This window comes from Rhodocytophaga aerolata, from assembly GCF_030503435.1.
Lineage (GTDB): Bacteria > Bacteroidota > Bacteroidia > Cytophagales > 172606-1 > Rhodocytophaga > Rhodocytophaga aerolata.
In genome coordinates, this window is the sequence record NZ_JAUKPO010000025.1 from 92,807 (window position 1) to 105,499 (window position 12,693).

At 39.2% G+C, this 12,693-nt stretch carries 10 protein-coding genes; 3 read left to right on the forward strand and 7 right to left on the reverse strand.

Annotated features, from left to right (window positions below; all coding sequences use genetic code 11):
• Nucleotides 1-5 precede the first annotated feature (5 nt).
• From lpxB to Q0590_RS27825, 4 genes are all read right to left on the reverse strand, one after another.
• Nucleotides 6-1,124, reverse strand: coding sequence for a lipid-A-disaccharide synthase (gene lpxB, locus Q0590_RS27810; protein WP_302040920.1), 1,119 nt, complete (start codon nt 1,122-1,124; stop codon nt 6-8).
• Nucleotides 1,125-1,187: 63 nt separating this feature from the next.
• Entirely contained in the window at nt 1,188-1,607 is a 420-nt protein-coding gene (locus tag Q0590_RS27815) for a 6-pyruvoyl trahydropterin synthase family protein (RefSeq protein ID WP_302040921.1), read from the reverse strand.
• A 160-nt stretch (nt 1,608-1,767) separates the two neighbouring features.
• A complete protein-coding gene (locus tag Q0590_RS27820) occupies nt 1,768-2,772 on the reverse strand; it encodes a FecCD family ABC transporter permease (RefSeq protein WP_302040922.1) in 1,005 nt (334 codons plus the stop codon).
• Nucleotides 2,769-3,683 (reverse strand): ABC transporter substrate-binding protein, encoded by a 915-nt coding sequence (locus tag Q0590_RS27825; protein ID WP_302040923.1) that lies wholly within the window; start codon nt 3,681-3,683, stop codon nt 2,769-2,771. The genes Q0590_RS27820 and Q0590_RS27825 overlap by 4 nt, the downstream gene beginning before the upstream one ends.
• Before the next feature lie 123 nt (nt 3,684-3,806).
• Here Q0590_RS27825 and rfaD point away from each other — a divergent pair, with 123 nt between their 5' ends.
• Nucleotides 3,807-4,772 carry an ADP-glyceromanno-heptose 6-epimerase gene (gene rfaD / locus Q0590_RS27830; RefSeq protein WP_302040924.1) on the forward strand — a complete coding sequence of 322 codons (966 nt, stop codon included), beginning with the start codon at nt 3,807-3,809 and terminating at the stop codon, nt 4,770-4,772.
• A gap of 89 nt (nt 4,773-4,861) precedes the next feature.
• Here rfaD and Q0590_RS27835 read toward each other — a convergent pair whose 3' ends face one another.
• Nucleotides 4,862-8,191 carry a TonB-dependent receptor gene (locus tag Q0590_RS27835; protein ID WP_302040925.1) on the reverse strand — a complete coding sequence of 1,110 codons (3,330 nt, stop codon included), beginning with the start codon at nt 8,189-8,191 and terminating at the stop codon, nt 4,862-4,864.
• Nucleotides 8,192-8,568: 377 nt separating this feature from the next.
• Here Q0590_RS27835 and selD point away from each other — a divergent pair, with 377 nt between their 5' ends.
• A complete protein-coding gene (gene selD, locus Q0590_RS27840; protein WP_302040926.1) occupies nt 8,569-9,612 on the forward strand; it encodes a selenide, water dikinase SelD in 1,044 nt (347 codons plus the stop codon).
• A gap of 66 nt (nt 9,613-9,678) precedes the next feature.
• The gene (locus tag Q0590_RS27845) at nt 9,679-10,449 is read left to right on the forward strand and encodes an alpha/beta fold hydrolase (RefSeq protein ID WP_302040927.1); all 771 of its coding nucleotides are present in this window, start codon (nt 9,679-9,681) and stop codon (nt 10,447-10,449) included.
• 38 nt (nt 10,450-10,487) lie between these two features.
• Here the strand turns inward: Q0590_RS27845 and Q0590_RS27850 are convergent, their stop codons facing one another.
• Both Q0590_RS27850 and Q0590_RS27855 read right to left on the reverse strand, forming a co-directional pair.
• Nucleotides 10,488-11,624 carry a hypothetical protein gene (locus tag Q0590_RS27850; protein ID WP_302040928.1) on the reverse strand — a complete coding sequence of 379 codons (1,137 nt, stop codon included), beginning with the start codon at nt 11,622-11,624 and terminating at the stop codon, nt 10,488-10,490.
• 413 nt (nt 11,625-12,037) lie between these two features.
• Entirely contained in the window at nt 12,038-12,253 is a 216-nt protein-coding gene (locus tag Q0590_RS27855; RefSeq protein ID WP_302040929.1) for a hypothetical protein, read from the reverse strand.
• Nucleotides 12,254-12,693 lie beyond the last annotated feature (440 nt).

Here is a 12,693-nt window from a genome sequence, read left to right on the forward strand (position 1 = left end):
ATTTACTACCTGTGGCCTGCGGTTAAATAGGATACCATGAGTTTTGCTGCTTTTTCTGAAGCACCAGGTTGCCCCATTTTCTGTTTTATTTTACTATATTCAGTCAGCTGTTCTGTTCTATACTCAGAGCCAGGTAGAATTTTTTTTAGCTCATAGGCCAAAGCAGGCACATTGAAATTTTCCTGAATCAATTCTTTTACTACCTCCTTATTTGCAATCAAATTCACCAGAGAAATGTATCCTATCTGAATTAATGATTTGGCTATGGTATACGTAATGGTACCTGTTTTATAACAAACTACCTGGGGTACTTCGAAAAGAGCTGTTTCCAGCGTAGCCGTACCTGAGGTAACCAGTGCAGCCTCTGCATGGGCCAGTAGATCGTATGTTTGTTCGTATACTACACTTACATGAGGCACTCTGGAAAATGGTTCATAAAAAGATTCCGGCAGATTGCGTATGGCGGCTATTACAAAATGAAACTGGTTAAATTTAGAAACAACTCCCAACATTACTTCCAGCATCTTCTCTACCTCTTGCTTGCGGCTTCCAGGCAATAAAGCAATAATTGGTTTATCGGGTAGGTTATTTTCCTGCTTGAATAAAGGATTGGGTTGAAACGCAGCTATAGCATCTAATAAAGGATTTCCTACATAGTCTACTTCATACTCATACCCTTTAAAAAATTCCACTTCAAAAGGAAAGATAACAAATAGCCGGTCAACATTTTCTTTGATCTTATATGCTCTTGATTGGTTCCAGGCCCACACTTTGGGAGAAATATAATAAAACACCCGTATGCCCTGCTTCTTCGCAAACTTAGCAATACGCATATTAAAACCTGCATAATCCACTAGTACCACCACATCCGGCTGATAGGCTACTATATCTCTCTGGCATTCTTTCATAAAGCCCATAATGGTGGGCAGATTTTTTGCTACCTCCCAGAAGCCCATAAAAGCTAAATCTTTGTAATGCTTCACTAGCGTAGCCCCGGCTTGTTGCATCATATCTCCTCCCCAGGCACGTATCTGCGCTTCTGGATCTTCCTGCTTAATGGATTTTATTAAGTTAGAAGCATGTAAATCGCCCGATCTTTCGCCAGCTATAATATAATATTTCATTAGGTTGAAGATTGAGAAACTGAATCTGACACGTGTATAGGTTTAGCGGGCTAAGGAAAAAGTTTACTCGCCATAGTATTCAACAAAGTTGCGGGGAGTCTCATACAATTTGAGTTTATGCAAACGGGCAGAGGGAGCCGCTTGCTGAATGGCCGGTGCCAGAATATTCCATATTTCCATGATGAATATTTCACAGCTGGCCATTTTCCCATACATAAACTCTACATCCAGGTTCAGATTCTTGTGATCTACCTTGTCGATTACCAGTTCTTTAATAAGGGTGCTTAGTTCTTTTAAGTCCATTACAAAACCAGTATCCGGATTAGGTTTGCCCTTTACAGTTACAATCAGCTCAAAGTTATGGCCATGCCAGTTAGCATTGGCACACGGGCCAAATACTTCCGCGTTTTTCTCCGGCGACCAGTTAGGATTGTACAATTTATGAGCTGCATTAAAATGCTCTTTTCTGCTGATGTAAACCATTGTAGAATAAATAGTATCGTAAGAGTAATAAGAGAAATGCAATATACTACTCAAACCTGGCCGCAAATTTACGGGGATATTCTCTGGAAAACAACATGGCTACCCGATTGCCTGCAGCCTTCTGTCTTTAACAAATAGACTATTCAATGCTAGAGAATAGTTATTCAAACCGGTAATCTTTCTTCAAAAGCAAATACAGAAAAAAGGGAACCCCCATAAATGAGGTAATAATACCGATAGGCAATCCGGCAGGTGGGTATACTACTCTGGTAATTAAATCGCAGGCTAACATAAATATGCCACCTATCCATGTAGAAAACAAGACGTTATACCGGTGGCTGGCACCAAAAATTCCCCGTACAATATGCGGAATTACCAGCCCTACAAAACCAATGGTTCCAACAGTGGCTACTGCCACACCTGTAGTTAAGGCCATGGCTGTAAGTATAACCCACCGTAAGCGGCTAATATTTAGGCCCAGATGATAAGCCCGGCTTTCCCCTAATAAAAGAATAGCTATCTGTTTATGAAGCAAGGTAAATAATAGTGCAAAAAAGAAAGTGACTATACCTAAAAGCGGAACATCTGCCCACTGGGAACGTTCAAAGCTTCCTAGCGTCCAAAAAATAATAGTCTTTAGTTTGCCTTCTGAATCTGACAGGAACGTGAGCAGACTTGTAATAGCTGTAAGCAGCGAGGACAGAGCTATGCCCCCTAACAGGAGTTGTGAAGGAATGATACGCCCTTTCTTATACGCAATGGCAATAGCAGTAAATGTTATGCCGAAAGCTCCTAAAAAAGCAAATACTGGCGGCAGATATATACCAGCTAACGAAATGGGCACTATACCAAAAAATACAATATTGGCTCCTAAGGCTGCACCGGAAGCAGTGCCCAGAATGTAAGGATCTGCCAATGGGTTATTTACTAACGCCTGAATAATATACCCACTCAATGCCAGTGCCCCTCCTACCAGAAAAGCCATTACTACCCTAGGCAAACGCAAGTACCTAATTACGTACTGTGTGGAATCATCCGGGTTAAAATTGAAAATAGTTTGCTTAATGGTTTCCAGACTTGTTTCAAAACTGCCGATAAATAAGCCAGTCAGTACTAATAAAAGGGTGAGTAAAGCCAGTAAGATAATAATCAGGTAGATTTTCACTTGAGTGTAGTAGCAGTAGTTGGATGTATTAGTTGTTCTATCTCCAAAATAGACTGCATTACCCTTGGACTGGGGCGGGATTGTAAATCATCCGTAACAGCATATATTTTTTTACTTTTATAAGCATTTATCTTCCTCAACTCCGGATACAGACGAAAGAAAGTACTATCCATATGCTCAAAACTTCCTCCCAGAAGTACATCGGGATTAATCTTTAAAATGTACTCCCGGGTTAATGCCGGGAAAGGTGCTTCAAAAACGGTATCTATGGCATTTATAGCACCGGCAATATGGAGTTTATCGGTAAAGATGGTATTTTTACCGTAGGCATAAATAGGGTCTTGCCAGGTAATGGCTAGTACACTGGGTTTTTCCAGGGATGAGGTTCTGCCGCTAATTTCCTGTTTGATAGATCGCAATGAATCTACCAGGGATTGTGCCTGTTCTTGTCTGCCCATTATTTCTCCTATACGAATCATTCCTTCCAATATATCCTCTACGGTTGTATACGTCTGGTAATATACTGGAATGTTCATCTGGGCCATCCGTTCTGCATCGGTTACAGGCGTAATACCTTCTACTGTAAAAATCATGTCTGGTTTAACCTGCAGTAACGCCTCATAATCCATAGGATAGTTATTGACTATAGGTTTAGTCTTTACTGCTTCCGGGAAATTACAATTTTGGGTTATAGCCACTATCTGATTGGTATCGCAGATAGCAAATAAGACCTCCGTCATGGAGGGTGCCAGAGCCATTACCTTTTTTGGAGGGTTACTGACTACTAATTGCCTATGCAGGTCATCCACATAGATAATCTTTTTGTCTTGAGATTGCTGATCTGAAGAAGAGGAACAGGCAGAAAAAGAAAGTAACCAAAAGCCTATCCAGTAATATAAGCAGCTTTTCATGAAGCAGGGATTCTTATTTTTGTAAATTTATACCAAACTTTAAATATTGACGAATGATTACTAAAGATTGACCATGCAAACAACGTATTATTAATCACTAGTCTTTACTACTTATTCAATACTATGATAATTGTAACAGGAGCCGCAGGATTTATTGGAAGCTGCCTTATTAGCCGGTTAAATGCCGATAATTTTAATCATATAATTGCCGTTGATTCTTTTTCCGATGAAAAGAAAAATATAAATCTGCAAGGCAAGAAAATAAAAGAACGCGTAGACCGTAATCAGTTATTCGACTGGCTCGACAAAAATTACCAGCATGTAGAATTTATCTTTCATATTGGTGCCCGCACTGATACTACTGAGTTTGATAAAGCTATATTCGATACCTTGAATGTAAACTACAGCAAAACCATCTGGCAAAAATGTATAGACTACCAAATACCTCTGGTCTATGCATCTTCCGCAGCTACTTATGGTCTGGGAGAATTGGGTTACAATGACAATGAAACCCTAATTCCACAGTTAAAACCCTTAAACCCTTATGGCGACTCTAAAAATGAGTTTGATATATGGGCTTTAAACCAAGAAAAAAAACCTTTTTTCTGGGCAGGACTTAAATTTTTTAATGTCTACGGACCTAACGAATACCACAAGGGCCGTATGGCCTCTGTTATTTTCCATGCGTATAATCAGATCAGATCAACCGGGCAGATGAAATTATTCCGCTCACATAAGCTGGAATTTAAAGATGGTGAACAAATGCGGGATTTTGTGTATGTAAAAGATGTGGTAGAGGTGTGTATGTTCCTGATGCATCACCGACGTAATTCTGGTATATATAATTTAGGCAGCGGCAAGGCCCGTACTTTTCTTGACTTAGTCAAAAATACATTTTATGCCATGAATCTGGAACCGCAAATCAGCTTTATAGATACTCCTGCAGACATTCGTGACAAATACCAGTATTTTACTGAGGCTAACATGGGTAAACTACTTTCTATTGGTTATAGCAAACCTTTTCACACACTAGAAGCGGGAGTAAAAGATTATGTAGCACATTATTTAGCTGAACAGAAGTATTATTAATTATTTATCATAACAAGAATACTGCACAATAAAAAAACCGGAGCTAAAAACCCCGGTTTTTTTATTGTGCAGTATTATAAACTGTTTTATTAGTTAAAAATATATCTAACACCAAACTGCATCTGCCAACGGGCATTTATATCACTTCGCGGACGGAAAGTGGTAGTTAAAGGTTCACCGTTATTTAACGCATACTGAAATACAGGACGGCCTTGACCATCATATCTTCTGAAGTTTAATAAAGCCCTTCTAGATGGCTCTTGCGGAACACTCCATTTAGAATTCAGCATATTGCCAAAGTTGAAAATATCAAGACTTACTTGGATAGTATTTCTTTTACCACCTACATTAACATAAAAGTCTTGTAGCAACTTCAGGTCAAGTGTAGATAAGAACGGATTTTCAGCACCATTCCGCTCAGCATATTGTCCTCTTCTTTTGCTCAGATATTTGTCTTGGGCAATATATGCATCTAAAGCTGTCCATTGTTCAGCAGCTGAGAATACTACGTTGTTATTGGCAACTATATCTTCCAATACAATTTCGCTTTGGTCTCTTGGCACATAGATCAGGTCGTTACCACCACCGCCACTACCATCGCCATTCATATCTCCGGAATATGTGTAAGAATACCGTGTGCTAAAGTTAACATTATACGGGGCTCCGGTGTAAAACAAAGAGATGGTAGTAGCTGCAAAACCTAAATACTCTTTGCGGTAAGAAGCTGCACCCACTACTCTGTGCCGCTGCAAGAAGTTAGAATATGATAATACATCCTGATTTGGATCTCCGGAAACCACTCTGTCTCTCCAGATAGATTGTGCAATAGACCCACCATCATTTACTGAGCGGGAGTCTGAATACGTATAGGCAATACTTGCATATAAACCACTGCTAAATGTTTTTTGCAATTGGCCAGTAAAGGAGTAACTATAGCCTTTGTTCGTATTTCTCATCAGAATAGCATTGGTAATATTTGGATTTGCTGCAGTATTACCTCCTTGGTTCGCAGAAATACGTGGGTATAACGTATTATTAGGCGAAGTAGGAATTCCATCCGCATTTACACTGTAATAAATAGGCCGGTTATCAGGTCCTGCTGCAGTTACTTGAGAATTAGGTAAGGCTACATTCTGATGATACACTCCATTTATATCTTTTGTGTAAATACCTTCTAATGTAGCAATTAAACCCCATGGTAATACTTGGTCTATAGCAAAATTAGAACGCCACACTTGTGGAAACTTAAATCCTGGTTCCGTAACAGCTAAGTTATAAGAAGTGTTTGCTGCCGCACCAACAGGCCGGTAGGCATTTACATCCCCTGTAAATGGCCTGTTGGCAGGGTTAGTCAGGAATTCACTACCAAATAATAACCCATTGTTACTTGCTTGATTAGATATCCATACATATGGCACCCGTCCGGTAAATATACCTGTACCTCCACGAACTTGTGTTTTCTTATCGCCAAATACATCGTAGTTGATACCAATTCTTGGGGACCAGAGTATGGAAGTTTTCTGAACTTCGCCTGTGTTTAACCGTACACCATCGCGGAAAGTTAAGGCGGCAGCCGCTTCATTTTGGCCAATTTCAGAGTTGATAATAGGAACATCTATTCGTAGCCCACCTGTTATTTTTAAGTTATTGAGTACAGAATATTCGTCTTGTGCATAAAATCCAAGCTGGCTCGCTTTTATATCCACAAATGGAAAATCTCCACCTGGCAAGGCAGAATACTGGATCTGGTATTGAGTAGGATTAGCGATAGTACCTGTAGCCGGATTTGGCATTTGTGTAGCACTGCTGTAGAAATCGGCTAGTGAAGCAAACTGGTAGGCACCGTAATAGTTTGGCGCAAAGCCATTCACAAATTTGTAGAATTCATTATAAGTACCTAGTGTGAATACATGTTTCCCAGCATACATGGTAAAATTGTCAGATATCTGATACACATCCGTATTTAAGATGTTGTTTGCTGAAAAAGGCTCATACCCAAAAGTAGTAAAGGATTGGCCGGCACCATTTCCAATATTCACTAATGGAAATACTCCACCACTGCTTTCTCTGAAATCCCTGAATCCGCTGTACCCTACAGTAAAGCTGTTGGCAAATTTATTACTGAAGTTGCTGTTTAATTCAGCAATAACGGAGTTCAGGTTGTTATTAATGCGATAATAGGCTGCTAAATAAGGTAGGTGTGTATTCGTTGGATTACCACCATTTGCTAAGGCACCACTGGTACTGGGGTTTACATCGCGGTACGATTTCAGGTAATTGTATTTAACATTCAGTTTATGATTCTGGTTAATGTTCCAGTCTAATCTGGCGGTTGCTTTGTCGCTATTCTGCTCTAAATCATAATTCTCAAACGGTCCGGTATTGTATCCGTATCTCTCACTCAGAAATGCACTTAAGCCTTCTAAATCTTGAGCACTGGCTTGCGAAACGTTGGAGGCTGTTAAACCTGGACGGGAAGCTATGAAACCACCCACTGGCGGGTCATTTCTTCTTTCCATCTCAGCGTTGACAAAGAAGAAAACCTTATTTTTTACAATAGGTCCACCTACTCTGAATCCGGTATTATACAGATTGAATTTTGCAATTGGCTGCTCTTGCCCTTCTACTTTTTTGCCTACAAAATTCTGGTTTCTTGTAAAGTAATAGGCAGATCCGCTAAATTCATTTGTACCGCTACGGGTTACTGCATTAATACCTGCACCTGTAAAACTTCCCTGACGTACGTCGTATGGAGCTATACTTACTTGTATTTCCTCTATGGCATCCAAACTAATTGGCTGTGCATTTGCCTGGCCACCTACCGTAGAAGCTAAACCAAAAGCATTGTTAAATAGTGCTCCATCAATAGTAATGTTGTTATACCCTCCGTTTCTACCGCCAAAGCTTTGTCCATTGGCTCTGGGATCTAACCGGGTAAAATCATCAAAACTTCTGTTAAGCGTAGGAAGCCGGGTAATTTGCTCATTAGAAATACCAGTGGCTGCTCCTGTACGGTCAGAACTGATTACACTATTCCGGTCGCCACTTACTACTATTTCGCTTAATTGAACATCAGAACTTTGTAACTGAAAATCTAGAGTCAGGTTCTGACCCAACGACAGGTTAATGCCTTCTCTTTTAATATCTTGATAGCCTATATAGCTAACAGTAATGGTGTAAGGCCCTCCCACACGGACGTTAGGCAGATTATATCTCCCGCTTGGCAGAGTGGCGGTTCCGTACTGGGTACCTGTTGGCGTATGCACAGCAATTACTGTAGCACCAGGTAAAGTTTCTCCACTCCCATCTGTTACTGTTCCGTTTAATGAAGCAGTAGTTACTCCTTGTGCAAATAAATAATTGCCTAAGGTACTTGCTAACAGAAACAATAAACTTACTAGTAAATTTTTTTTGTACATGTTAAATTGGTTAAAGTTTAATTAGGTTAAGTAAGGGTAAGCTAATAGAATGAACGGAGAGCTGGATGTTCTTGTTTAGCTGGCATTTAGCTGTTGTAATGTGTTTTATCAGCAGCATAGTAGGTTAAGTGTAATTGAAGATTAACTAAGGCTGGTTCACGTTAATTAATTTCAACCCGTTATTTTGCGGTGCAAATTTATGGGTATTCTTACGTACTTTTAAAGGAAAACTATTAAATATTTGCTAACAAGATTACGAAATAGTAAACAATTGATGATATAAAATATTTGGTTTTTCAGAAAATAATTATAATTATTTACAATAATACTCTAGCTATTACAATTTTATCCAAATAAAATTCTATTCTATAAAATTAATGACGCAAACTATCAGGCTCACTCAATATAGTCATGGCGCGGGCTGCGGCTGTAAAATTTCACCAAAAATATTAGACGCTATTCTTAAGTCTGAATTCACTCCTGACTCTTTCAATAATTTATTGGTGGGTAACGAGAGTAAAGACGATGCTGCAGTATTAGATATGGGCAATGGTGAGGCTATTATCAGTACTACGGATTTTTTCATGCCTATTGTAGATGACGCTTTTGACTTCGGCCGCATTGCTTCTGCTAATGCCATCAGTGACGTATATGCGATGGGTGGCGAACCTATAATGGCCATTGCAATCCTGGGTTTTCCTATAGATAAACTTCCTCCAGAAATTGCCCGTCAAATTTTGGAAGGTAGCCGTAGTATATGCCGCGAAGCGGGTATTCCGCTGGCTGGTGGTCACAGTATTGATAGTCCAGAACCTATATTTGGCTTGGCTGTTACTGGCAAAGTAGCAGTTAGTAACTTAAAACAGAATAACACAGCTACTTCTGGGTGTCGCTTATATTTAACAAAACCATTAGGCGTAGGCATACTTACCACAGCCCAGAAAAAAGGTTTGTTGAAAGCCGAACATGCTTCCATTGCTCCCCGGCAAATGGTGCAACTGAATAAAATAGGAGCCGAACTGGGCAAACTACCCTATATAAAAGCACTTACTGATGTTACTGGCTTTGGTTTACTGGGACACCTATCCGAAGTTTGTGAAGGAAGTAAAGTGAAAGCATTTATTGATTTTAATAAAGTCCCGAAAATTCCGGTACTGGCCGAATATCTTGAACAAAAATGTATACCTGGCGGTACCCACCGTAACTGGGATAGCTATGGACATAAAATCGGTAAAATTAGTGATTATCATAAGTTCATCTTAGCTGATCCACAAACAAGCGGCGGGCTGTTAATAGCCGTGGAAGAAAGCAACCAGCAGGAATTTGAAAAATGGCTACACAGCAAAAATTTGTCTCTGGAATCATTTGGCTACTTAACAGAGCATACTGCTGGCGATGTGTTTATTGAAATAAAGGATTAGCGGACATAATAAAGCTTTTCCAATCTTAATTTGTATTTTCTTTTACTTTAATTACTACAGCAATACATGGAATTATTTCATAAAGAACTTGGGAACGGGGAAAAATCCATTATTATACTTCATGGTCTGTTTGGTTCGTCTGATAACTGGCAGAATATAGGCAAAGTACTTAGTGAACGATCTAAAGTTTATTTAGTAGACCTTCCTAACCATGGCCGCTCTCTACATACAGATAACTTTACCTATGAAGTCATGCGTGAAGAGGTACATAAATTTATAGAACAGCATCAAATAGAACAACCCATACTAATGGGCCATTCTATGGGGGGTAAAGTAGCTATGCATGTAGCACTGGAATATTCACATTTGCTAAGTAAACTAATTGTAGTAGATATCTGTCCTAAATATTATCCTGTTCACCATGATCGTATCCTGGAAGGATTAACTTCTATTAACCTGCATACTATTACCTCCCGTCAGGAAGCCGATGAGCAGCTAGCCAGATACGAACGTAGTTCTACTGTTCGTGCGTTTTTGTTAAAGAATTTATATCGTACGGAGGAAGGTAATTTTGCTTGGCGGTTGAATTTGCCTGTTATTAACGATCAGATAGAAAACGTGGGCGAAGCCATCCAGACAAATAATGTGTTTGAACGGCCGGTGCTTTTTATTAATGGGGCAAAATCTGACTATATTAATAAGGAAGATACAGCACTTATTCACCAGTTTTTTCCAGGAGCTGTCGTAGAAACAATTTCAGGGGCAGGTCATTGGGTGCATGCTGAAAAACCCGAAGAATTCCTCTCCATTATCAATAATTTTATTGAGATGCCATAGTAACAGTTTTTGTGGCATCTCAATAAAAATCAGGTAGGTTAGTATGACCTGTAAAAACGCTCTAAATGGCTGGTAACCTGCCCATAGATAGGTTTGCAAAACTCCAGAAATAAATCTTGTGGCGGCGGTGGTGGTACCTCTTTTAATTTACAGCGGGCAATCTGGTCTTTGGTAAGTGCCCGTTCGTCTCCTTTAAAGTTGGCCCACTCTGATGCCCATACAAATTCACCCGGCATTTTTTGCTGGTTTATTATCCGCTGTGCGAGAGGATCATATATCTGCAGATCAAGTAATCCCTTAGAGCTCACTGTTTTTTTAAATGTAGTAAGTTCAGCTGTTACTGTACCATATACATTCTTCTTCACACCTTCTACTTCTACCTGGCCAACAATTACACTATCGCGCGAGATTTTCTCTGTACTTTCTTTCATATAAATTTGCCCGACTACAAAATCATCAAACTGAAGCCGTACTACATGATCCGGTTGTTTAACTTTAACTGCCTTCGCCTCTTGCGGTGTATAAAATCGCACAAAATCATTCATACGTGCGCTTGAAACGAATTCATTTATTTTGTTTTGAAAAAACTCATTGCTCAACCCCATCGAGCGGGAATGCACCGGAATTTGTTCCAATACTATTTTGAGTGTAGCGTAGTATAGAGCATCATCCATCTGCTGCCGTACATCCTGATAATCCGGCACCAGTTCAGCCGCACGTTTAAAATGCAAATAAGCTTCTTTGGCACTCTGCCTGGAATTGTCACGCTTAAAAACTATTTTTCCTACCTCATAACGCTCAGCAGCGGCCTCGAATCTGGCCTGATTGGCTTCATTTAAGTAAGATCTACTGCTAGGTGTAATCTGCAAACAGGCAGGGCAGCGTTGAATTTCATTGTGGAGCGATGTAAGGGTGGTATAAGAATTAAGTATACTTTCCCATCGAAATGCCTCTGAGGATACTTTTAGCGTTGCTATACGTTCCAGGTGATATTGCTGCGTAAGGGCATATGCTTCTTTAAGGGTTTCACGGGCTTTGCTATGTCCCGGATTACTGCGGAGTCTATTAATTGCTTTTAATACAGATTCTTCGTAGTTGCCTTTTTGCAGCGCTTGTTTGCCAGAACTACAGGCAAATAGTGCGAGTAATACAAAAAATGGAATTAACTTTTTCATGATGCAGCTTCTTTCTACTAATCTTATACAGCGAAGATAGTTTTCTGCTGAAAAATGCTGTAAAATGAAATTTTATCCAATTAAGTATAGAATAACCTATCAATAAGCAGTTAAGATATTGGCGGCAAAATATATTACTTTCTCCTATATATCTACTTTTTCTGAATACCTTACTTTACGTATTTCTCATGCAAAGCTATGGTGGTTAGATTTTTTAGATGCATTCAGCTTTGTATAAAATCCTTGAGATAAACTAATACAGGAATTTGCTGTTACCTGTAATTGTGATAAGGGCTATGGCTTATGAAGGGAATAGTACAGTAGGTATTTATTGTCACCAAACAAACAACCTGCGCGAATTATTTCTATCAGCAGTAAAATACAACTTCCCACTGAAAAAGAACAATATAAATCTATTGAGAATTAGATTCTTTATCTTCACCTGGCCGCATATATACGTCCATCCCATATTGATGGTATACTTCCAGACCTTTGAATATCTCCTCTGCATCTTTACCATAAGAAGACTCCAGCGAACTCTTAGCTACTTGTGGGCTGATATTCACATAAATCCAGTGATAATCCTGAATTTTCTTGCCTATATTTTTGAAAGATACCGTTTTTTTCATGTGATGAATGTAACGTCGCTAGGTAGAAATTTACTATTTTTCGTGTAAAGAAACAGAGATAATTTGGCAAATATTTATAGCATTCGTTTTTATAGAAGATACAATTAAGTACTGCTGAATCATCTCAAATATACAATAAATTTTAGTTGTGCTCTGTACGTGCGTATGTGTATGTTCTTACTCAATAAATAGAATTTTATAGGTTAGTAGCTTCTTCAGTTTACTAGGCTTCTTTCATAAATATAAAATACAGCAGCCTTATATAAGGCTGCTGTATTTTATATTTAATTCAATCAGACGTACCTAAAGCAACAACACTTACCGGATGATAGTAACAGTACCTGATTTAATCGTTTCTTTACTGGATTTAATAACAAAGTAATAGGCTTCGGCCATCAAGGGCTTTCCCTGAAAAGTGCCATCCCAATTGTTTTGATAGG

Coding starts and splice junctions, on each gene's coding strand:
- lpxB (WP_302040920.1), bottom strand. CDS start 1,124: ATGAAATATTATATTATAGCTGGCGAAAGATCGGGCGATTTACATGCT.
- Q0590_RS27815 (WP_302040921.1), bottom strand. CDS start 1,607: ATGGTTTACATCAGCAGAAAAGAGCATTTTAATGCAGCTCATAAATTG.
- Q0590_RS27825 (WP_302040923.1), bottom strand. CDS start 3,683: ATGAAAAGCTGCTTATATTACTGGATAGGCTTTTGGTTACTTTCTTTT.
- rfaD (WP_302040924.1), top strand. CDS start 3,807: ATGATAATTGTAACAGGAGCCGCAGGATTTATTGGAAGCTGCCTTATT.
- Q0590_RS27835 (WP_302040925.1), bottom strand. CDS start 8,191: ATGTACAAAAAAAATTTACTAGTAAGTTTATTGTTTCTGTTAGCAAGT.
- selD (WP_302040926.1), top strand. CDS start 8,569: ATGACGCAAACTATCAGGCTCACTCAATATAGTCATGGCGCGGGCTGC.
- Q0590_RS27845 (WP_302040927.1), top strand. CDS start 9,679: ATGGAATTATTTCATAAAGAACTTGGGAACGGGGAAAAATCCATTATT.
- Q0590_RS27850 (WP_302040928.1), bottom strand. CDS start 11,624: ATGAAAAAGTTAATTCCATTTTTTGTATTACTCGCACTATTTGCCTGT.
- Q0590_RS27855 (WP_302040929.1), bottom strand. CDS start 12,253: ATGAAAAAAACGGTATCTTTCAAAAATATAGGCAAGAAAATTCAGGAT.